This window comes from candidate division KSB1 bacterium (assembly GCA_034506335.1).
In the GTDB taxonomy this organism is placed as follows: Bacteria; Zhuqueibacterota; Zhuqueibacteria; order JANLFK01; family Oleimicrobiaceae; genus Oleimicrobium.
Genome location: JAPDPR010000057.1, coordinates 1 through 22,532, shown reverse-complemented (window position 1 = coordinate 22,532; position 22,532 = coordinate 1). Strand labels below are relative to the sequence as shown.

At 59.6% G+C, this 22,532-nt stretch carries 18 protein-coding genes and 1 pseudogene; 18 read left to right on the top strand and 1 reads right to left on the bottom strand.

The annotated features are described in order from the left end of the window. From ONB25_13530 to phoU, 18 genes are all read left to right on the top strand, one after another. Positions 1–670, top strand: a 670-nt coding sequence (locus ONB25_13530) for a dihydrodipicolinate synthase family protein (protein MDZ7393905.1), incomplete at its 5' end; no start/stop codon positions are given. Beyond that, positions 667–1,845: an alanine--glyoxylate aminotransferase family protein gene (locus tag ONB25_13525; GenBank protein MDZ7393904.1), complete on the top strand. Its 1,179-nt coding sequence runs from the start codon at positions 667–669 to the stop codon at positions 1,843–1,845. The genes ONB25_13530 and ONB25_13525, both read left to right, overlap by 4 nt. Before the next feature lie 9 nt (positions 1,846–1,854). Further along, positions 1,855–3,273, top strand: coding sequence for an aminotransferase class V-fold PLP-dependent enzyme (locus ONB25_13520; GenBank protein ID MDZ7393903.1), 1,419 nt, complete (start codon positions 1,855–1,857; stop codon positions 3,271–3,273). Between the two features lie 57 nt (positions 3,274–3,330). After that, positions 3,331–5,670, top strand: coding sequence for a DUF4968 domain-containing protein (locus ONB25_13515; protein MDZ7393902.1), 2,340 nt, complete (start codon positions 3,331–3,333; stop codon positions 5,668–5,670). After that, on the top strand, positions 5,663–6,658 hold the full coding sequence (locus tag ONB25_13510) for a threonine/serine dehydratase (GenBank protein ID MDZ7393901.1): 996 nt from the start codon (positions 5,663–5,665) through the stop codon (positions 6,656–6,658). The genes ONB25_13515 and ONB25_13510 overlap by 8 nt, the downstream gene beginning before the upstream one ends. Continuing rightward, positions 6,655–8,493 (top strand): PQQ-binding-like beta-propeller repeat protein, encoded by a 1,839-nt coding sequence (locus ONB25_13505; protein MDZ7393900.1) that lies wholly within the window; start codon positions 6,655–6,657, stop codon positions 8,491–8,493. Before ONB25_13510 ends, ONB25_13505 begins: the two co-directional genes overlap by 4 nt. 58 nt (positions 8,494–8,551) lie before the next feature. Then, a complete protein-coding gene (locus tag ONB25_13500) occupies positions 8,552–9,874 on the top strand; it encodes an MFS transporter (GenBank protein ID MDZ7393899.1) in 1,323 nt (440 codons plus the stop codon). A gap of 23 nt (positions 9,875–9,897) precedes the next feature. Continuing rightward, a complete protein-coding gene (locus tag ONB25_13495) occupies positions 9,898–10,272 on the top strand; it encodes a CoA-binding protein (protein MDZ7393898.1) in 375 nt (124 codons plus the stop codon). Between the two features lie 836 nt (positions 10,273–11,108). Then, on the top strand, positions 11,109–11,477 hold the full coding sequence (locus tag ONB25_13490; protein ID MDZ7393897.1) for a YccF domain-containing protein: 369 nt from the start codon (positions 11,109–11,111) through the stop codon (positions 11,475–11,477). 12 nt (positions 11,478–11,489) lie between these two features. Beyond that, entirely contained in the window at positions 11,490–12,641 is a 1,152-nt protein-coding gene (locus ONB25_13485; GenBank protein MDZ7393896.1) for an Sb-PDE family phosphodiesterase, read from the top strand. A gap of 8 nt (positions 12,642–12,649) precedes the next feature. Beyond that, positions 12,650–13,330 (top strand): response regulator, encoded by a 681-nt coding sequence (locus ONB25_13480; GenBank protein ID MDZ7393895.1) that lies wholly within the window; start codon positions 12,650–12,652, stop codon positions 13,328–13,330. A 7-nt stretch (positions 13,331–13,337) separates the two neighbouring features. Beyond that, positions 13,338–15,122: an ATP-binding protein gene (locus ONB25_13475; GenBank protein ID MDZ7393894.1), complete on the top strand. Its 1,785-nt coding sequence runs from the start codon at positions 13,338–13,340 to the stop codon at positions 15,120–15,122. A gap of 276 nt (positions 15,123–15,398) precedes the next feature. Next, complete coding sequence (locus tag ONB25_13470; protein ID MDZ7393893.1) at positions 15,399–16,544, top strand: hypothetical protein; 1,146 nt, start codon at positions 15,399–15,401, stop codon at positions 16,542–16,544. 30 nt (positions 16,545–16,574) lie between these two features. Next, entirely contained in the window at positions 16,575–17,459 is an 885-nt protein-coding gene (locus tag ONB25_13465; protein ID MDZ7393892.1) for a phosphate ABC transporter substrate-binding protein, read from the top strand. A 175-nt stretch (positions 17,460–17,634) separates the two neighbouring features. After that, positions 17,635–18,558, top strand: a complete 924-nt coding sequence (pstC, locus tag ONB25_13460; GenBank protein MDZ7393891.1) for a phosphate ABC transporter permease subunit PstC — start codon at positions 17,635–17,637, stop codon at positions 18,556–18,558. Continuing rightward, a complete protein-coding gene (pstA, locus tag ONB25_13455) occupies positions 18,555–19,427 on the top strand; it encodes a phosphate ABC transporter permease PstA (protein ID MDZ7393890.1) in 873 nt (290 codons plus the stop codon). The genes pstC and pstA overlap by 4 nt, the downstream gene beginning before the upstream one ends. Positions 19,428–19,451: 24 nt before the next feature. Further along, positions 19,452–20,210, top strand: coding sequence for a phosphate ABC transporter ATP-binding protein PstB (pstB, locus tag ONB25_13450; GenBank protein MDZ7393889.1), 759 nt, complete (start codon positions 19,452–19,454; stop codon positions 20,208–20,210). Between the two features lie 32 nt (positions 20,211–20,242). Continuing rightward, positions 20,243–20,929, top strand: a complete 687-nt coding sequence (phoU, locus tag ONB25_13445) for a phosphate signaling complex protein PhoU (protein MDZ7393888.1) — start codon at positions 20,243–20,245, stop codon at positions 20,927–20,929. Between the two features lie 328 nt (positions 20,930–21,257). On the opposite strand, the pseudogene ONB25_13440 reads toward phoU, so the two are convergent. Next, positions 21,258–21,470 (bottom strand): annotated as a pseudogene (locus ONB25_13440) (4Fe-4S binding protein). Positions 21,471–22,532: the final 1,062 nt, after the last annotated feature.

The window sequence follows — 22,532 nt, the reverse complement described above, 5'->3', positions numbered from 1 at the left end:
AAAGGCCGCGCGAGTAGGAGCCGACGCTGCCCTGGTTGTTACTCCCTCGTACTACCGAAGCCGCATGACCCCGGAAGCACTGACGCGCCATTTCTTAGCCGTCGCCGAAGCGGCACCGATCCCCGTACTCCTTTACAACATGCCTGCCAATACCGGAGTCGACATGACGCCGGAGACGGTGCTGGCAGTTGCGGAGCACCCCAATGTCGTGGGCATCAAGGATTCAGGTGGAAACTTGGTAGCCATGGCGGAAGTATGCCGCGCCGCGCCGGCTGGGTTCTCGGTTCTTGCTGGTTCGGCTGGGTTTTTCCTGGCGGCGTTGAGCGTGGGTGCGGTAGGAGGGATTATGGCGCTTGCGAACATTGCCCCAGCCGAATGTTGCGCAATTTGGGAATGCGTGCGGGGTGGAGAATGGAGTGAGGCACGAAGGCTGCAGTTGCGTCTCGTACGGCTCAACGGTGCGGTCACCCGACGTTGGGGGGTGGCAGCGCTCAAGCAGGCAATGGACATGATCGGCCTGTACGGGGGGCCGGTGCGGCCGCCGCTGCTGCCCCTGAACCAGGAACAAGTCGCGGAGTTACGCCTCTTGCTGCAGGAAAGCGGCGTGATGCAGGGGGTCAGCAAGGAGGGTGCTGAAGATGGGGTAAAAGATGGAGGGCGAATGCGATGAAAGGCCGAGCCTTGCTTATGATACCGGGCCCCATCGAGTTTGAGCCCGAGGTTCTGGCGGCGACGGGCGCTCCTACTACGAGCCATGTGGCGCCCGAATTCATAGCTGTCTTTGCACGGGCGCTGCGAAGGATGCGCGAAGTCTGGCGCTGCCCCTCAGGCCAGCCATTCGTCGTGGCCGGGTCGGGCACGCTGGCGATGGAGATGGCTGGGGCAAACCTGATCGAACCTGGCGACAAGGCGCTTGTGCTCTCGACCGGCTACTTTGGCGCCCGTTTTGCGGACCTGCTGCGCCGCTATGGAGCAGAGGTCACCGTGCTTGAGGCTCCGGTGGGAGAGACCATCGACCCTTCTGAGGTAGAGCGGGCGCTCAGAAGGCAGCGCTTCAAGCTGATGACCATCACGCATGTGGATACCTCGACCGGCGTTTTGGTGGATCCTCAACCCTTGGGCGCCCTTGGCCAGGAGTACGGCGTGCTAACGGTCGTGGACGGCGTCTGTTCACTGGCGGCCGAGGAGCTGCGGCAGGAGGAATGGGGTCTCGATGTGGCGCTTACCGCTTCCCAAAAGGCCATTGGCGTGCCACCCGGGCTGGCGCTGCTCATGGCAAGCACGCGGGCTCTGGAGACCTGGCGCACTCGTCGCAGCCCAGTGGGAAACTACTACGTGGACTGGGGCAACTGGCTGCCCATCATGGAGGCCTATGAGGAGGGCAAGGCTAGCTACTTTGCCACGCCGGCCGTCAACCTGGTGGCGGCCCTGGAGGTGAGTTTAGGCCAAATCCTCGCTGAGGGAATGGAGGCGCGTGTGGTTAGGCATCGGGCGCTGGGCAAAGCTTGTCGTGCAGCCGTGCAGGCCCTGGAGTTGCGCCAGGTACCAAGGTGCGAGGAATGTGCGGCCTCAACCTTGACTGCGCCATACCTGCCCGAAGGCGTGGCTGCGGCAGAGCTCCTTGCTCACGTGAGAAGAGCGGGGGTGATCCTCGCCGGGGGCCTCCACCCCCAGCTCAAAGGGAGCTACTTCCGCATCGGCCACATGGGGGCCACTACGCGCGGGGACATGCTCGCCACCGTGGGCGCGCTGGAACATGGTCTGCGTGCCTGTGGCTATGCCTTTGAGCCGGGAGCAGGCGTGGCAGCTGCCCAGCGGGTGTTGCTGGAAGAATGGCAGGCATGAGGGAAGGATATGAAGCAGATCGCTCGACAACTGGACCTGAGGAAGCAGATTGTCGGCTGGGACCACAGGGTGCCCTTGCTCAATGGGCGGACAGTCCGTTACGTGAACCTGGACAACGCAGCCACCACTCCGGCCTTTTCAAAGGTGGTGGAAAGCGTCCAGCGGTTTCTTCCCCTTTACGCCAGCGTCCACCGTGGCGCGGGTTTCAAGTCGCGCTGGAGCACTGAGGTCTTTGAACAGGCCAGGGAGATTGTGGCGCGTTTTGTGGGTGCCAACCTGCGCCACGACACAGTCATCTTTGGCGTGAACGCCACCGGCGCCATTAACAAGCTCTCCTACCGGTTGTGTCTGCCGAAGGGTTTTGTGGTGATCAGCACCCTTCTGGAGCACCACTCCAACGACCTGCCCTGGCGGCGGCGTGCACAGGTGGTGCGCGTGCGCGCTACTCCCGACGGCCGCCTGGACGAGGAGGATTTTGATCGACAGCTCAAAGCTCATGCCGGGAGGATTGGTCTGGTAGCGGTCACAGGTGCCTCCAACGTGACCGGATACCTTCCCCCCATCCACCGACTGGCGCGGAAGGCGCACGAGGCTGGAGCCGAAATCCTGGTGGATGCCGCGCAACTCGCGCCTCATCGACGCATCGACATGAAGCCTTCTGATGACCCTGAGCACTTGGACTATGTGGTACTCTCGGCGCACAAGATGTACGCCCCCTTTGGCAGCGGTGCCCTCATTGGTCCCAAGGCGGCGTTCATTTGTGGCGACCCGGAATACTGCGGCGGCGGCACGGTCGAGGCGGTGACCATCGAGCACGTGGACTGGGCCGATCCCCCCGAGCGCGACGAAGCAGGGACCCCCAATGCCGTGGGCGCGGTGGCGATGGCAGCAGCAGCCCAGGCTCTTATGGATATCGGCATGGAGAAGGTCGCCGCGCATGAGGAGGAGTTGACCCGCTACGCTCTCACCAAGCTTCGCCGCATCGCAGGTGTCAGACTCTATGGCGAGACGGACCCAGCAAAGGCGGGCGAACGCGTGGGTGTCATCCCGTTTAACATCGAGGGGGTGCATCACGCCTTGGTCGCCGCTGTGTTGGGTTACGAAGGGGGCATCGGGGTGCGCAACGGCTGCTTTTGCGCCCATCCCTACGTGGTACACCTTCTGGGACTGAGCCGCGCCGAGGCAGAGGGGTGGCGCCTGAAGGTACTGAGCGGGGACCGCAGTACCCTGCCCGGCATGGTCCGTGCAAGCTTTGGCTGCTACACGTGCAAGGAGGATATCGATCGCTGGATTGAGATGGTCGAGCGCATCGTTCACCGAGACTTTGCAAGGTACGAGCTCAATCCGGGCACCGGCGAGTACTCGCCCCTCGGCTTCAAAGACCCGATACCGAAACTTTTTGAGTTGCATGAACTCACCCGGCGGTGAGCCGTAGTGGGTAGGGGTTTCGCGAACGTGGAAAAGGCAAGGAGGAGAGGTCGCAAGATGCCGGTTCGGCACAGTACCCCAACTGTCGCAGGCGATGCAGCACAACTCCGCGGCCCAATGGCATTCAAGCGTGGGGAGCAGGTGCTGTTTCATCGTCTTCACAAGGTTCTGGCCCTGCAACACGAAGGGCAGACCCTGCTCATACGTTGCGCGTCCCGGAGTCTTGTCAACCGCACGGTGTGGACGCACGAGACGCACATGCACCAGCTGGCGGAAAAAGAGCACAGGGAGCCCCCACAGACCACTGTGGAGATCACGTTCTGGTCGGCGGAGGTGTTCCGCGTGCGCTTTGGCTGGAGCCGGGTGGAGGAGGGTGACTTTCCGCCACCCCAGGCGCGCATGCTCGTCGGAAAGCCGGAGCCCCATGTGCCTGTGGAGGTCCGCGAGCGCCCGAATGGGTGGGATGCACAAACCCCAGCAATGACCCTGCACATCGACCGTGAACCTTTTCGCCTTTGGGCCTCTGACGCACAAGGCCGACTCTTCTGGCAGCAGCGGAAAAGCGAGCTCTTCACCGCGGACATTTTTGATATGTCCTTGGCTGAACTTCCGGGGCGGCATGCCTGCTTCGACGCTTTCGTGCTTCACGGCCAGGACGAGGTCTACGGGCTGGGCGAGCGCTTTGAGCACGTGGCGCGGAAAGGGAGGCCGGTAGATTTTTGGAACAAAGACGCCATCGGTACCAGCACGCCACGGAGCTACATCAACGTGCCGTTTCTCTGGTGCACCCAAGGGTACGGACTGTTTGTGAACAGCACCGCCCGCTTGGAGTGGGAAATCGGCACCATGGAGGCCTTTACGTTGGGCCTTGGTGTAGAGGACGAAGAGCTGGATTACTTTGTCATTCACGGACCTACCCCCGCCGATATTTTGCGGCGCTACTGTACCCTGACCGGCTTTGCCCCTACGCCGCCCGTGTGGAGCTTTGGTCTGTGGATGAGCCGCAATAGCTACACCTCATGGGACGTGGTCCACGAGGTCGCAGATGGCCTGCGCGCCCGACGCATCCCGTGCGACGTCCTGCATCTGGACTCGTACTGGTTCGAGGAGGATTTCAATTGCGACCTGCGTTTTTCACCGACGCGCTTCCCCGAGCCGGAGAGACACATGGCCCAACTCCGGCGGCAGGGTTTTCGCGTCAGCCTCTGGCAGTACAATTTTGTGCCACCGCGGGCAAACAATCCCAACTACATCGAGGGAGTACGGCGGGGCTATTTTGCGAAAGATCGCAAGGGAGACGTGTTCCGCCACCCTGCGCATCTGGAAGGGACGTGGCTGGATGACGCGATCATCGACTTTTCCAACCCCGAGGCGGTGGAGTGGTACACAGCGCAGATCAAGGGGCTGTTGCACATGGGGGCCTCAACCATCAAAGTGGATTTTGGAGAGGGTATCCCGGAGGAGGCGGTCTACGCGCGCATTGCCGGCCGGCGTTTTCATAACCTTTACTCGCTGGTCTATGCCGCTGCCATCGCTCAGGCGGTGCACGAGGTGACCGGAGAGTGGATCATCTGGGCGCGCAGCGGTACAGCAGGTAGCCAGCGATATCCCGTACACTGGGGAGGCGATAGCCAGTGCAGCTTCTTTGGGCTTGCGGGCACGGTGCGGGGCGCTCTAAGCATGGGCCTTTCAGGGTTTCCGTTTTTTTCGCATGACATTGGTGGCTTCATAGGCAGGCCCGACCCGGAATTGTACGTGCGCTGGGCGCAATTCGGGCTCTTTTCCAGCCATGCCCGCTGTCACGGCGCGGGAAATGACAACCCTCGCGAACCGTGGACTTTTGGCGGCGAAGCAGAGGAAATCTTCCGGCAGTATGCTACCCTGCGCTATCGTCTTCTGCCCTACATCTATGACCAGGCCAGAAAGTGCTCGGCCACCGGAAAGCCCATGGTTCGCGCGCTCGTCATCGACTATCCCGAGGACCGCAACGTCTGGCACATTGAGGATCAGTACCTATTCGGCGACTCTTTGCTGATCGCACCCGTGCTGCAGCCGCTGGCAGAGACCTCGTGGCGCGTCCTCTATTTGCCCGCCGGCACGTGGTGGGACTTTTGGACCAAGAAAAGAATTCGCTCGCGGGGCCAGTGGATCAAGCGGAGGATTGACCTTCGCACCATGCCCATGTATGTCAAAGCGGGCAGTATCATACCCTATGGCCAGGAGCGCCAGCACACCGACAACCAGGTGGGTCCGGTAGTGTTACTCGAGGTCTATGGCGGAGCGGACGGTCGCCTGGAGTACGACGACGGCGAGAAGCAGGCCACGGTCACATATCGCCAGGGACGCGTGCAGGTAACAGGCCTTCGCCCCAGGCCCAAGGTCAAGCTTTATGTATAAGCTCGGTGATCAAATCGACGCCAGGGGCCTGCGTCAGCTGGTGGGGATGGCCGCGCGGAGAATTCGGCCCTTAGTGCGGGTAACGCCCCTGGAGTATTCCGCGTGGCTCAGCGATATGCTCGGCTGCAATGTCTTCCTCAAGCTGGAGAACATGCAGATAACCGGCTCCTTCAAGGCGCGGGGTGCAGCCAGCAAGTTGCTTTCTCTGCGCCAGGATCAACGCCGGAATGGGGTGGTGACGGCATCTACCGGCAACCATGCCTTGGCTGTGGCCCATATGGCAGAAAAACTAAGCATTGGAGCTACCATCTTTCTCACCGAGGACGCAGCGCCGCAAAAAGTCGCTGCCCTGCGTCGATATCCGGTCACGCTGCGGTTTGCCTGCCTCGACTGTGCCTTGACCGAGCAGGAGGCGCGCAAGGAGGCTACACGCACGGGTTCCGTGTACATTTCACCGTACAATGACCTCGAAGTGATAGCCGGTCAAGGGACGGTGGCAGTCGAGCTGGAGAGAGAATTGGGCCGCGTGGACTATCTGTTTGCCGCAGTGGGAGGCGGCGGTCTGGTTTCCGGGAGTGCCGGCTACCTCAAGGGGCGCAGGAAGGCGGTGCAGGCAGTAGGGTGTCTGCCCAGCAACTCGCCCACCATGTACGAATGCATCAGGGCCGGCCGCATTGTAGCCGTCCCGGTCTACCCCACGCTCTCGGACGCCACTGCTGGCGGCATTGAACCTGGCTCTATCACTTTCCCCTTGTGCCAAAAGCTGGTGGACCAGTGGGTGCTGGTGAGTGAAGAGGAGATCGCGGAAGCGATACGCAGTGTTTTCCGGGAACACCGCCTGGTGGTGGAGGGGGCAGCCGGCGTGGCGGTGGCCGGTGCTCTCAAGTACCTGAGCGCGGTCCACCCACCCAAAGAGGCGAACGCCGTCGTCATTCTCTGTGGCGGCAACATTGCCGTGGACCGCTTCCAGGAGATCGTGTGCCGATGAGACTGCGTGCACTTTGCGCGGTGACGGTGCTTCTGTTCTCATGCCTCGCCGTCGGTGCGCAGGAGCATTTCCAGTTTGCCTGGCTGACCGATCTGCACGTGGGCGGAGGCACGGGAGCAGAAGACCTGCGGGCGGTGGTGGCCGACGTCAACAGGCGACGTAGTTGTCGCTTCGCAGTGGTCTCGGGAGACGTCAGCGAAATGGGCGCCACCGCTGAACTTCGCTTGGCAAAGCGGCTCTTGGATAGTCTCCTCGTTCCCTACTTTATCATCCCCGGCAATCACGACACCAAGTGGTCGGAATCTGGATGCACAGCCTTCTCGAGGCTCTGGGGCAGCGAGTGCTTTTCCTTCACTCAGGGCGAGTATCACTTCATCGGCCTGCACCAGGGCCCAGTCATGCGCATGGGTGACGGGCACCTCAGTCGGGAGACCTTGCGTTGGGTGGACTCTGTGCTGGCAAGGATACCTCTGGAGACGCCGCTGATCGTGGTCACCCACTACCCCATCGATGAGTCCGTGGACAACTGGTATGAGCTTCTCGATCGACTCCGACAGCGCGACGTCCCGGCAATCTTGTGTGGGCATGGGCATGCGAACAGGGCGATGGAATTCGAGGGCATTCCAGGGGTGATGGGGCGCTCCACCCTGCGCGGAACGGGGCAGGCCGGCTATACCATCGTCAGGGTAACCAAGGATAGCCTCATTTTCTACGAAGCCATGGTAGGCGTCGCTGAGTTGCGCCAGTGGCATTTGCTGCCGCTACGCCGCCGAGCGCAAGAGCCGCGGTCCCGGCCCATACGTCCGGATTTTGCGGTGAACGCGCAGTACCCCGACGTTCGGCCCGTGTGGTCGTACCAGGGTCCATGTACGATCGCTGCTCCGCCTGCGGTGGGCGAAGGCGTAGTGGTCGTCGGGGATGCCGGGGGAGTCATTCACTGCTGTGACTTGGCTATGGGCGAGGTCCGCTGGAAGTTTCAGACAGGGGGACCCGTTCATGGGCGCCCAGATATTGCCGAAGGCTGCGTGGTGTGCGGCGCCGGGGACAGCTGCGTCTACTGTCTGCGCACATGCGACGGAAGCCTTAGATGGCGAGTCTTTGTTGGCGCGCCGGTGGTTGGCTCGGTACGCATTGAGCACGGAGTGGTTTTTGTGGGTGACGGGCACGGCGCCATGCATGCGTTGGAGCTGGCTTCGGGCAGAACGCTCTGGACCTTCCGAGGAGCTGGGGGGTTCATCGAGACGCGCCCACTGCTGTACCGTGGCAAGGTGATCTTCGGTGCTTGGGATGGTTACCTCTATGCCGTGGACGCCTCCGGCGGCAGAGAGGTCTGGCGCTGGCAGGGTGGCAGGCCAGGACGGCTCTATTCGCCGGCGGCCTGCTGGCCGGTGGCCGCAAAAGGGAAAGTGTTCATCGTGGCCCCAGATCGCCACATGACCGCCCTGGATGCTGAGTCCGGACGGGAGGTCTGGCGCACCGGCCGGCATCGGGTACGAGAAGCCATCGGGCTTTCCGAGGATAGCTCGCGCGTGTACGTGCGCTGCATGGTGGATACCGTGGTGGCCATAGCGAGTGCGGCAGAGGCACCAGAGCCGGTGTGGCTTTCCCCTTGCGGTTACGGGTACGACATCGCCCCGTCGATGCCTGTGGAGCACGAGGGACTGCTTCTTTTCGGCACGAAGAACGGGTACGTCTATGCCCTGGACGCGGCAACAGGTGCGGTGGCGTGGCGCCATCGGCTTGGCGTCACCGTGGTCAACACCGTCACCCCAGCCGGGCACAGGAAGCTGGCGGCGACTGACGCCGACGGCAGGGTGGCTTTGCTGGCATGGTGATGTGGAGCAAGAGAGGGTTCAGACACAGGTTACTGAGAACAGACAAGGGTAGGATACAATGAGCAGAAATGGTGGTATGCAGGTGGGGGTGTTTCACCCCTCTAAGGCTTTGTATCGTTTCACCATTCTCCTATTTGTAGCCTCGCTGTCGTTCGGGAGCTATTTCGCGTACGACATCGTGGGGGCCATTGCCCCGTCCCTGGTGGAAGAGCTGGGCGCGGCGCGCGGCACCGTGGGCACCATGTACACCATGTACAGCGTGGCGGCGGTGCTGGCGGTCCTGGTGGGTGGCATGCTCGTGGACAAGCTGGGCACGCGCAAGGCGAGCGTCATGTTCTCATCGCTGGTCTTCCTTGGTGCGGCCATCGTGTGGCAGGCACGTTCGTTGCCCCTCGTCTTCTTGGGGAGATTCGTGTTCGGCGCCGGTTCTGAACCACTCATCGTGGCACAAAGCGCCATTCTGGCCCGATGGTTCAAGAACAAAGAACTGGCCCTCTCCTTTGGCATTACCCTCACCGTGAGCCGCCTTGGCACCCTTTTCGCCTTCAATACCGGAGAGCTCATAAGCGGCTACTTTGGCAGCTATCGGTATGCTCTGCTTGTGGCAGTCATTGCCTGTGCGATTTCGCTGGTCGGCAACTTGTTCTACGTGGTAATGGACAAGCGTGGGGAACGGATCCTGAAGCTGAAGGAAGAAGGCGCCGGCGAGCGGATCGTGTTCAGCGACATCAAGGCATTCGGCGCCCCGTTCTGGTACGTGACCCTTCTCTGCGTCACATTTTATTCGGCCATCTTTCCGTTCACTGCGCTCTCGACTGACTTTTTCGTCGACAAATGGGGCATCGCGCGTTACGCGGAGGCAGGCGGGGGGTTCCTGCGGCAGGTGTTCAACAACTTTCTCCACATGTTCAGCACGGCCGGAGGCATTTCATCCATCATCATCTTCGCCTCCATGGTTCTGGCGCCCTTTGCCGGGCAACTGGTGGACAAGGTTGGCAGGCGTGCTACGCTGATGATCGTCGGCTCGTTGCTGATGATTCCGGCCCATTTGCTCATGGGGCTGACGCGCATCTATCCTGCGTATCCCATGGTTGCCCTTGGCGCGGCCTTTGTGCTTGTGCCGGCGGCCATGTGGCCCTCGGTGCCGCTCATCGTGCGCAAGGAACGGGTTGGCACGGCTTTCGGGCTGATGACGGCCATCCAGAACATCGGACTTGGACTATTTCCGCTGCTCAATGGTCTGCTGCGCGACCTGACCAAGACCTACACTGCGAGCCTGCTCATGTTTGCCAGCCTGGGAGTGCTGGGTTTGGTATTCGCCATTCTCTTGAAGCGCGCGGATGCTCGCCAGGGGACCGGGCTGGAGCGCGTCCAACGCTGAGCTCGGCAGAGGAGAGAATGGAGATGGACCATGAGGAGAAAACCGTCGTGGTGGTGGGAGCCAGCCCCAAGCCGCATCGGTTTGCCAATCGGGCACTGCGCCTGCTCAAGGAGCAGGGCTACCGCGTCATCCCCGTGCACCCTGTCTATCGGGAGATAGAAGGGCTGCCTGTTGTGAGCGCCCTCGAACAGGTGGCGCCTCCGGTAGACACCGTAACCCTCTACGTGGGGTGCGACAAAAGCCGGGAGCTGGCCCCAGCTCTTCTCGCCTTGCGCCCGCGCCGCGTTATCTTTAACCCGGGCGCGGAGTGCCCGGAGCTTGAAAAGGTACTCACTGCCGCCGGCATCACATGCCTGCGGGCTTGCACCATCGTGTTGTTGCGCTGTGGCGAGTTCTGAGTATTCCCTGCTTTACTTGGCGAGGCAGCGGTTCCTTGTCACCAAATTGCGTGGGTCTTGCCCCTGGGCGGGACTGGTGACGGACTCTGTGGTAACGGGTCTCTTCTTGACTAGGCGGCCGTCAAGATGTGGTACTCCCGTGCCAATTAAGTGTCAATGGTTCCTTTGCAAATCCGGCAAAGGTGCACGACGAGGCACCTGCGAGCGTGGATTTCTACCACCTTCAGCCAACAACTCTTCAGGTTTACAAGAGACTATTGGAGGCCTGGTCTTCCATTCAGCGGCCCATCGGCTGTGCTCATCCCCGAGTCCTGCACAACCGACCGTAGTCCTCCTCACCGCTTCGCAAGTGCCGCACGTGAGGGAGCGCCGGCCTGCGCGGTGCGCTGACCAGGGTGCTCTGCCCCACGTTGTAGCTTCTTCGGCCCGGCCGAAAACTGGGCCACAAAAACGATGACCACGGCCAACAGCACAAGCGCTTGCAACCCTGCAAGGGTTTCATGGTGAGGTCCGCTTTTGCCTTCTTCGTTCCCTTCCTTGGAAGAATCTCTCGATCCTTTCGACAAGAAAACTGTCGCCCACGCGACATGAACAGAGAAAATGGCTCTCAAGGTGCGCAGGCGGCGAGCGGGAGTCGGAAGCCTGGGCGGCGGTTGACAAGCGTGTCGTTAATTGGCTTTCGTGGCGGTCCTTGCGTTTCCTCATTCGCTTCGATAGAGAAGGGAAGGGCAAGAGAAAGTTCTGGACATTTATGCCGGGAGTGCGTATATTACAAAAGGCAGTGGGCGGGCGAGCCGAGACCGCCGTGGCGCAAGCATATACGCGCGGAGGCAGCAATGAGCGTGCTGGGAAACATCCTCTGGATTTTGCTCGGTGGTTTTCTCATCTTCCTGTTGTATCTCTTCGGGGGCCTTATCCTTTGTCTCACTGTCATCGGGATTCCCTTCGGCGTGCAATGCTTCAAGCTTTCAGTTCTGGCCCTCGTGCCGTTCGGCAGAAGGGTGGTCAGCACAGAACGGTTGACAGGGTGCTTGGCCACGTTCATGAATGTGCTTTGGCTCTTGGTCGCAGGGTTGGAGATAGCCGTGTTGCACCTGGTGTTGGCAGCCTTGCTCGCCCTCACGATCATCGGCTTGCCTTTTGCTAAGCAGCACCTGAAGCTGGCGAATCTTGCGCTTGTGCCCTTTGGAAGACGTATCGAGTAGCGGGAGGGACGAATGAATCGCAACCTGTGGTTAAGAAGGAGCGTGGCTCTTGCGGGCCTTCTTTTCTTGCTGGAACTGCCAGCGCCGGCTGGCGAACGCAAAGCGCTTCGTTTCCCGGACATCCCTGGCTATGTGACTCTGGCCTGCGATTTTCACCTGCACACGGTTTTTTCCGACGGCGCAGTGTGGCCAACGGTCCGTGTTGAGGAAGCCTGGCGCGAAGGGTTGGACGCCATTGCGCTGACCGAGCATCTCGAGCCTCGCCACAAGCATGCGGAGGTGACAGGCTCGAGCAACGCCTCTTTTGATAATGCGGCAGCACGAGCGCAGGAGCTGGGTCTCATTCTCATCAGAGGGGGCGAGATCACCCGCTCCATGCCGCCGGGACACTTCAACGCTATCTTCCTCAGCGACGCCGACGCCTTGGCGGTGGAGGACTGGCGCCAGGCCATCAAGGCCGCTATTGACCAAGGCGCCTTCGTCTTCTGGAACCATCCCGGGTGGCGGCAGCCTGGTACTGTCCCAGTATGGTACGACGAGCACACCGAGCTCTTGCAGAAAGGCTGGCTCCATGGTATCGAGGTGGTCAATGCCCGTGAGTACTACCCGGAGGTCCAGACGTGGTGTGCGGACAAGCGCCTGACGCTCATGGGGAACTCCGATGCCCATAACCCGATGGCGATGGAGTACGACTTGGCTGCCGGGGAGCATCGCCCTATGACCCTGGTCTTTGCTCGCCAGCGTAATGTAGACGGGATCAAGGAGGCGTTACGCGCGCGACGGACTGTTGTTTATTGGCAGAGCTTACTGATCGGCGAGGCCCGCTACCTGCAGGCGCTTTTTACCCAAGGCGTAACCGTAGCGAATCAACGCGTCGATCTGGTACCCGGACGGTCCAGGGATATCCAGGTGGAGAACAAGCTACCCCTTGCGCTAGAACTCGTTGCTGAAAGAACCGACCAGGTTGTGACCGGTCCGGAGAAAATCATCTTACCTGCTGAACGGACCGTATTGGTGCGCGTACGTGCTTCGGGGACGGCGGGCAAAGGAATGAAGACTGTAGGTCTTCGCTATCAGGCGGAAAACCTTCGGGTGGCTCCGGGGAAAGGCCTGTCGGTGACCTTGCCGGTGAAAGTCAATCTCCTGGAGCAGAGTCAACGTTGAGCACAAATATGGATGGCACCATCTACATTGTTGAAGACGATCCTGACGCTGCAGAAATATTGCGGCACAACTTGGTCCAGGAGGGCTTTGAGGTCGCAGTGTTTAGTGATGGCGATGATGGCCTGGCCGCTATTGAAGAGCGGCCACCGGACTTGGTACTCTTGGACCTTATGCTGCCCGGGAGAAGCGGCCTGGAGGTGGCCCGCGCGCTCCGCCGGAACGAGGAGACAGCCACGCTGCCCATTATCATGATCACGGCTCGCTCGGAGGAGGCGGATATTCTCCACGGCCTGGAGCAGGGCGCGGACGACTACATCACCAAGCCATTTCGACCGCGCGAGGTGGTGGCGCGCGTGAAAGCCCTCCTCCGTCGCCTGCGTCAAGGGACCGATGAGGTGTTCAGCTGGGGGCAGCTCCAGGTGAATTTTTCCCGCCATCGTGTGACCGTTGCCGGCAAGGAGGTGGCCCTCACTGCCAAGGAATTCTTGCTGTTGCGCTCCCTCATCTTGGCCAAGGGGCGGGTGTTGTCGCGGCAGCAGCTCTTGGACCAGGTCTGGGGGTACGACTACTACGGCGGCCAGCGCACCGTGGATGTGCACATCAGACGCCTGCGGCAGAAGCTGGGCCCTGGCGCGGAACTAGTCCAGACCGTAAAGGGCTTTGGTTACCGGGCAAACGTGGAGGAGTAGCATTATCGTGAAAAGCTCACTGCGGGGGAGATTTGCTATTGCCGCGATCGTGATCGCCGCTGCAGGTTTTCTGTTCTTCGACGTCATTCTGTACCGCACGGTGAGGGGCTACTTGACCACACAGGCCCTCAGGGAACTGCGGGGTAATACCCGGTTGGCGCAGATTCTTGTGGAACGGGAGGCCATGCGGGGTGCCGAAGAAGAGAGCGAGCTCTGGGCCCTCACCTACCGGCTTCGGGAGATCACGCAGGCGCGGGTGACACTGATCGCGGACGACGGCCGGGTGCTGACCGATTCGGATGTGGGGCCCGAAGGGGTTCCCCACATGGCAAATCACGGTGACCGGCCCGAGGTACAGCAGGCAGGGCGCGAGGGCATGGGTTTATGCCTTCGCCCCAGCGCTACGCTTGGGCGCCGCTTGTACTATTCTGCGGCCCGAGTGGACAACCACGCTCTCCCGGTTCGCTTCGTCCGGTTGGCCTACTATGCAGAACATTTGGAACAGAGCCTCCACGACGTTCTTTTCATCCTCATTGGGGGCACCTTGTTGGGTGTGGTGCTGGTCGGTGCCCTCGCCGTTCTGCTGAGTGGTGCGATAACTCGCCCGCTGAGAAAGATCATAGAGGCTTGTCGGCAATTGGAGACCGGCGAAGATCGAGCCAACTTTCCGGTGCAATGGCGTGGCGAGCTGGGCGAATTGGCACTTTCAGTCCAGAACGTTTTTTCCCGGTTCCAGGAGCGCACGAGCGCAGGACAGGCAACCGAGGCTCGACTTCTGCAAGTTCTGGAGCACCTTGCTTGTGGGGCACTTTTGGTGGATGAACACAGGCGGGTGTTGCACGCCAATCGGGCAGTATTTCGCCTTCTGGAAGAGGACGAGGTGCCAGTCGCAGGGCGGAACCTCGTGGAGCTGGTCCGCTCGGCAGATATTCTGGGTGCGGTGAGCCATGTTCTGGCCAATGGAGGCACTGTCGAAGGTGAACTGGCCGTATTCAGCGGAGAGCGTCGACGTTGGATTGCCTACCGTGCCAGTGCCATAGGTGCTGGGGCGGAAAATGTGTGCCACGCTCTGGTCGAGTTGCGCGATATCACCGAGTTGAAGCATCTGGAGGAAATAAGGCGAGACTTTGTCGCCAATGCCTCGCATGAACTCAAGACGCCCCTCACGGCTATCGTTGGCTACACAGAAACACTTCTGGCCGACTGGGAGAGGATGTCGGCGGAACAGAGAGTGCGCTACCTGCGCCGAATCCGTGAGCAAGCCCAGAGGTTAGAGTTCCTCACCTCCGACCTCCTCACCCTTGCAGAGAGCGAAGAAAAGGTAACCCCCACGCTTGTGCCCTATCCTGTGCATAGGCTCCTTCGGGGTATAGCCGAAGAGTTTGCCGAGAGGGCAACCGAGAAAGGCATAGAGCTGAAGGTCAAGGCGGATCGCCGCTTGAAGGCCCTGATGGACCCGGATGCCATGCACATCGTCCTCTCCAACCTTGTGGACAATGCGATCAAGTACACGGGGGCGGGGGGCTCCGTGACTGTCAGCGCTAAGGGGGCGCCACCCGGGGAAGTGCTGGTGGAGGTGGTAGATACGGGTGTGGGTATTGACCCAAGGCACCATCTGCGCATCTTCGAGCGCTTCTACCGCGTGGACAAGTCACGCTCGCGAGCCATGGGCGGTACTGGACTCGGCCTCGCTATCGTCAAGCATATCGTCGAAAAGCATGGCAGCAGAGTCCAGGTGGAAAGCGAGCTAGGCAGAGGGAGCCGCTTTTGGTTCATGCTTCGGGCCGCCTAGGCGCCGCCTGGAGGACCGCAAATCCACCCAGAAAAACACCTGCCGATTGTGTCGATTTAACACTCCCTCAACCTGCGCGTAATCTGCGCGTAACATCCCGTTGCTATATTTGCCACGCGTAAATGGAAAGAGGCGCGTTGGACACGGCCACCTCAGATGGGTCAAGCGCTTGGTGGCGTGAAGCAAAGGAGGGCAAAGCATGGCGACAGGGTGACTTTGCGCTGGAACGTCGAAGAGAAAGCTTTTCATGGCAACGAAACTTTAGGAGGAAGGACAATGAGACTCAGAACGCTTCCATTCTGGCTAGCGAGTCTGCTGATGGCTGCGGCAGTGACCGCCCAGACTACTTCCAAAATCGACGGCGTGATCTTCGGTGATTACTACTACAACCTAAAGAACCACTTCTCGGCGGAAAAGGATCGCAACGCGTTCGCCTTCCGGCGGATCTATTTTACCTTCGAGAACAACATCACCGATGCCATCAAGGTTCGTTTTCGGCTGGAGTCGGAGAGTGAGAAGTTTGGCACCGAAAAGAAGATTAACCCCTTCGTCAAGCATGCCTTCCTTCAGTGGACTGGGCTCATTCCCAGGCACGATTTGTTCGTCGGTATGATCGAGACGAACGCCTTCAAGAACAGCGAGGAGCTGTGGGCCTACCGCTCGATAGAGAAGACCATCATGGACCTCAACAAGATCTCCTCTTCGGCGGACATGGGTGTGGCGCTCAAGGGTGACCTACTGGGCACGAGGGTGCACCACTGGCTGGGTATATACAACGGTTCCGGGTATGGCTCCGCGGAGGTCGACCGTTTCAAGAAGGTCGGCTATGCCCTGTGGTTTACACCCGTGCGTGGCATGATCATCGAGGGCTATGCGGACTATGAAAACCTTTCTGCCCGGGACCCGCAGACGGCGGTCCAGCTCAGCTCGGCGAAGGATTACCGCCTGGCCGATAGCTACCACACGCTGAAGGCCTTCGTGGGCTACGACCACCCGCGATTCTCGCTTGGCGCGGAAGTCTTCCAGAGGACAAACTCTGGGTCTGGCATCAAAGAGGTCGTGGTGGAGCAAGGGGCAATCAAGAGCTCGACCAAGGCAGATGTGCAGCGCTTTGGATACTCCGTTTTTGGTTACGCCATCACCCCGTTGCCCAGACTTAAGGCCTTTGCCCGCTACGACTACTATGACCCGAACACCAGTTCGACCATCTATACAAAGTTCACCAATGGGACACTTCTTGGAGGTGAACAAGACGAGGAGCAGCTGCTCATCGCCGGGCTGGATTACATCCCGGTCGCTGGTGTGCACGTGATGCCAAACGTGCTGATCAAGAAGTACAGCAAAGAGGGCGTTAAGGACGATCTCACCGTGCGTCTCACCCTCTCGTACAACTATAACTCCGGCAAGATTGTGGTCGAGTGATATCATCAACGAAAGGAAGGAGGTGCAGCAATGAGGAGAGCGATTGCAGTGCTAGCAGCGGGCCTACTCATTCCCGCTCTGCTCTTCGGGCAAGAGTTGTTGCAGATCAGAGGCTCGGATACCATGGTGAATCTGGTGCAGCGCCTGGCTGAGGTCTACATGGAGAAAAACCCGCAGGTGGGCTGCGCAGTGTCGGGAGGCGGTTCGGGGGTGGGTATTGCCGCGCTGATCGCCAACCGCGTGCACATTGCTAACGCTTCCCGGGAGATGAGGGAAAAAGAGTACGCCCAGGCGAAGGAGAATGGCGTCATTCCGGTAGAGATCGCTATCGCGATAGATGCGCTTTCTATCGCGGTCAACGCAAGCAACCCGGTGAACAAACTCACGAAGGACCAGGTGGGTGCGATCTTTCGTGGTGAAGTCACCAACTGGAGCGAGGTGGGTGGACCGAACATGCCCATTTCCTTGTACGGAAGACAGCCAAACTCCGGCACTTATGTCTTCTTCCAGGAGTTTGTGTTGGGCAACAAGAACTATTCGCCTCGAATGAAGCAGATGAACGGCAACGCACAGATCATCGAGGCGTTAAAGACCGACAAGGGTGGGGTTGGTTATGTGGGAGTTGGGTACGTGCGCGACGAGAACGGACAACTCGTTCCTGGGATTAAGGTACTCGAGATTTCTAGGGATGTGAAATCGCCTGGGGTGTCGCCTTTGGCGATGGAGAACATCGCTTCTGGCCGGTACCCTATTGCACGTGCCCTGTACCAGTACACCAACGGGAAACCCAAGGGCGCAGTCAAGAGCTTCATAACGTTTGAACTGAGCCCTGAGGGTCAAAAGGTGGTGCAGGAGATGGGCTTCTATCCCGTATCCGGCAAGTACCTGGAGGCGAACAAGAAGCTCGGTTTCTAAAGCGCACGACGTTAGGTCACTCCTCCAGTAGGAAGGGCGCTTCGGGCGAAGATTTTCGTCTGAAGCGCCCTTTCGTAACATGGTTGTAACATGAAAGAGCTACATTTCGACAAAGTGAATAGCCGCCGCAGGTCGCATCGCAAGGCGAAGGAGGTCCAAGCAGCTGGGAGGTGTCTTGGCGGTACCAGTAAATACTAACCTGCGTGGACGTGTTTTTTCTTGGCGAGATGTCAAGGAAAAGAGCCTTCACTTGTTCTTCGCCGCGAACGGCGTATTGGCCATCGTGGTCTTGTTGGGTATTTTTTCCCTCCTGTTCACCGAAAGCCTGCCAGCACTGAAGAGCATTGGGATTAGCGAGTTTCTGCTTCGGCTGCAGTGGGACCCAACCTCGCCAGAGCGGGCTTCCTATGGCTTGTGGGCCATGATTCTCAGCACGCTCATGGTGAGCGTGGGCGCTTTGATCATCGCAGTACCGATAGGCGTTGGTTGTGCTGCTTTTCTTGCCGATGTGGCGCCGCCCGCGGTGCGCGAGGTACTCAAGCCAGCGGTGGAAATTCTTGCCAGCATCCCTTCGGTGGTAGTGGGTTTTCTGGGAGTGGTTCTGGTCGGCCCAACCATCGCGCGGGTGTTCGGCATTCCAAGCGGCCTATGTGCACTGAACGGGATACTGCTCTTGGCGGTAATGGCATTGCCCACTATCGTGAGTATATGCGAAGACGCTATTGTCTCGGTGCCCCAAGAATTCAAGAGTGCTTCTCTTGCCCTCGGAGCCACTAAATGGCAGACACTGATCCATGTGACGCTCCCCTCGGCTTCCTCAGGCATTGTTGCTGCCGTGATGTTGGGCATGGGACGAGCAATCGGTGAGACGATGACCGTACTCATGGCAACTGGAAACGCAGCAGCCGTTCCCAAGACTTTTCTTGACCCGGTGCGCACCATGACCGCGACCATCGCTATCGAGATGGGTGAGACAGTGCAGGGCAGTTTGCATTACCAATCGCTCTTCGTCATTGGGCTGGTGCTTTTTTGCATGACCTTCGCCGTTAACGTTGTCTCCGACATTGTACTTGAGCGCTACCAGAGGGTACGTCGATGAGAAAGTGGTGGCGAAAAGTTACCGAAGCCATCGGCTTTGGACTGCTCGGGATGGCTGCGCTGATTGTCCTCGCCGTCTTGGTGTTCATCCTGTATGATGTTGTGGCCAAGGGCGGCAAAGCGGTCACGTGGGAGTTCATAACGCAAAAACCGGCAAAAGGGATGACCGCTGGCGGGATATGGCCGGCCATCGTCGGTACCTTCTGGGTGAGCATCGTGACCGTGACGGTGTCGGTGCCGCTTGGGATGTGTGCGGCGATCTATCTGAACGAGTATGCCAAGCAAGGGCGGTTCGTCCGACTTATCAGAGTCGCTATCCGCAACTTGTCGGGCGTGCCCTCCATTGTCTATGGGCTCTTCGGGATGGGGCTTTTCGTGCTCACCCTGGGCATTGGGTTATCGGTCCTCTCGGCGGGTTTGACGTTAGGGCTTTTGACGCTGCCTTGGACTATTACCGCCAGTGAGGAGGCGCTCAAGACGGTGCCCTTTTCCTACCGCGAAGGGGCGTTGGCTTTGGGGGCGACGAAGTGGCAGACGATTCGGACCAACGTCCTCCCGTATGCAGTGCCCGGGATGCTCACCGGCACCATTCTTGGCTTGGCGCGGGCCGCCGGAGAGACGGCGCCCATCCTTTTTACCGGGGCCGCCTTTTTCTGGCCGTTCTTGGCCCCCTTCCCCAAGGTGCTCACCACGCAGTTCATGGCGCTCCCATACCACCTGTTTATCATGTCCACGCAGCACCACGAGATTGCGAAGGTGCGGCCCATGGCGTATGGCACGGCGCTGGTGCTGGTCATGCTGATTTTCCTCCTCAACTTGGGAGCAGTCGTTATTCGCTATCGCCTGCGAAGAAGGTTTCGCCGCGCTTAGCATCGGTTTGAACAGGACGCCGAGATGGGAATCATCAAAATCCAGACGAAGAACTTTAGTTTTTACTACGGGCGCGTAAAGGCCCTCTCCGGCATTACCATGGATATTGAGGAACGCAAGGTGACTGCTCTGATCGGGCCGTCGGGGTGCGGCAAGTCCACCTTCCTGCGTTCGCTTAACCGGATGAACGACATAATCCCTGGGACGCGCGTGGAGGGCAACATCTACATTGACGGTGTTGACATTTATGACCGGCGCCTGGACGTGGTGGAACTGCGACGGAAGGTGGGGATGGTCTTTCAGAAGTCGAATCCATTTCCCAAATCCATTTTCGACAATGTTGCCTATGGTCTGCGGATTCACGGTATGCGTGACCCGGCGGTGTTGGCCGAGCGCGTGGAGCAAAGCCTCAAAGATGCGGCCTTGTGGGATGAGGTCAAGGACCGTCTCAACAAATCGGCCATGGACCTGAGCGGAGGGCAGCAGCAGCGGCTGTGCATCGCGCGTGCCCTGGCGGTGCGCCCGGAGATCATTCTGATGGATGAGCCGGCATCGGCCCTGGACCCCATTGCTACGCAGAAGATTGAGGAGCTCATCTTTCAGTTAAAGGAGCGCTATACTATCGTCATTGTCACCCATAACATGCAACAGGCAGCGCGCGTCTCGGACTATACAGGCTTCTTTTACCTGGGGGAGCTGGTGGAATTCGGGGAGACAGATCAGATTTTTACGCGGCCTCGGGAAAAAAGAACCGAGGACTATGTCACCGGTCGCTTCGGATGAGAGCGGCTGGCTAACAATCGAGGTAAAATTCCATGGAACGTCACTTTCATGAGCAGCTCCAGGAGCTCAGAGCCACCCTCACCCAGATGGCTTCCATGGTGGAAGGGGCCATCAACAAGGCGGTCGAGTCGCTGATTGAACGGGAAAAGGCAATGGCTGAGGCGGTCATCGCCGGAGATGAGGCCATCAATGACCTGGAACTCGCTATTGAAGACCAGTGCCTGAAACTTCTTGCCCTCCACCAGCCCATGGCGGTTGACCTGCGCTTCATCACCTCTGCCATTAAGATCAACAATGACTTGGAGCGCATGGGTGACCACGCGGTGAACATTGCCGAGCGCTCCTTGGCCTTGTGCGAACAGGAACAGCTGAAGCCGCTCATCGACATCCCACGCATGGCGGTGCTTGCGCAGCAGATGGTGAAAGACAGCATCCACAGCTTTGTGACCGGTGATGTGGCAAGGGCAAGGACAGTGTGCGTGCGAGACGACGAGGTGGACAAGCTCGATGACCAAGTGTTTCGCGAGCTTCTTACCTACATGGCGGAAGACCCTCGCACGATCTCGCGGGCGCTACATTTGATCATCATTAGCAAGAATCTCGAGCGCATCGCCGACTTGTCAACCAATATCGCTGAGGAGGTTATCTTCATCTACGAAGCGCACACCATTAAGCACCACGCAGAGGAGAAAGGCAAGGGCGATGTGCGCGGGCGCTAAGAGGCGCGCCCTGGGGTCCTAAGGCAAAGGGGGGCGAGGCCTCTTCGGGGTGCAGAGAGCTGCAAAGGACGAGCGGGCCCCGAGGCACGGTACTTCATTGGCCGAGAATGGGCACTTAGGGCCGGCGCGAGGACGCTTCAGCCTATCCGCCTGTAGAATGCTTCATCGGTCCTGCCTTGGGAACGTGGGGTCCCTCGTCCGTAGACTCTTGCTATTGAGAGGCGTCTGAACCATCCGCTTTGCTGCGCGCAAGCGTGCGCAGACGTCGCCAGTCTTGTTCGGTACGCGGAGGGGGCTGGTGTTCCTTCCGAGAGCGCGCTACCAACTGCATGGCACCTGAAGGGCAGGCGCTGACGCACAGACCGCAACCAAAGCAATGCCGCACATCCACCTCAGCGCATGCGTCCTGCAGAACGATAGCCCCAAACTGGCAGCGTGTGGCACAGGTGCCACACGCGGTGCATAGGGAAGCATCGACGTCCGCTTGCAAAGAGGAAGGGGCGACTGCGCTGAGAGCACCGAACTCTGCCACGCCTCGCATCACCCCGCAAGAACAGATGCAGCAGTTGCAAATGTAGGTGACCCCTTCCTGGATGTTGGACGTGGAATGGACGAGCCCTTCTTGTTCGGCAGCGGCCAAGATGGCTAATGCTTCCTCCTTGCTCAAGGCGCGGATTGTGTCAGCGTGGTCGAATGCCCCAGGCCTTGGCGAGAGCACAAGGCAATTCTCCACCGAATGCCGGCAGCCCTGGCCGATCAGCCGCTTTTGCACGCGGCAAATGCAGTTTAGCACACCCCATGCCCGCGCCTGCTCAATGTAGTGGCTGGCCCTCTCGTACGGCAGGACCTCAACCTGCCAGGGTATGGCTTCCTCCACTGGAATCACGCGATGGACCGAGGGCGCCATGGTCATGACGCGGTGAAAGGCCTGGCGATAGTACTCCTCGAACAGGCGCGCAAACTCCTCGTCGATCTGCGCGTTCTGGTGCTCGTAAATCCCTACCACAAACGGCATAAGCTTATAGGCAAATCCGCCCCTGCCAGGTTCCGCATCGATCAGTCCCTTTTTCAGCATGCCTTTCAGCATTTGCCGCAGCTCTTGGCGGTCCCGCCCCAGGCGTGGCGCCAGCTCCTCAGCAGTCTGTGGCTCGAGCCGCAACTCCGCTGCCAGGGCGGCTTCTTCTGGGGTGAAAAGCTTGGCCAATAGGCGCAGTTCTACTCCGCTCTCAGTGCGCGGAAATCCGTTGGGTGTCGCATCCAGACGTTGTGCGAGCTTTTCGTAGGCGTCTTCCATTGGTCGCCTGCGCGGGATAAGAGCCTGCCAGTGACAAAAGGGTCCTACGACCAAGGTTCTTGTTCTTATACGCCGTGCTTGCCCATGGTTCCTGCCCCGCAAGGGTGTATTTAGGAAATTATTGCGAGGAATGCAAGCGAATTCTGGGGATTGCTGTGAATTCCGATGCTCCAGGCTGCCGCCGAGCGAAGCACCCTTCTCAGTGTCTTGGTATAGAACTGGTACCGAAGACGGGAGAGGGAGGGTACACGGTGTACAGCTAGGATAGACGGTTAGATTCAAGGCGTAGAAATTGGTTGAGAAGGTGAG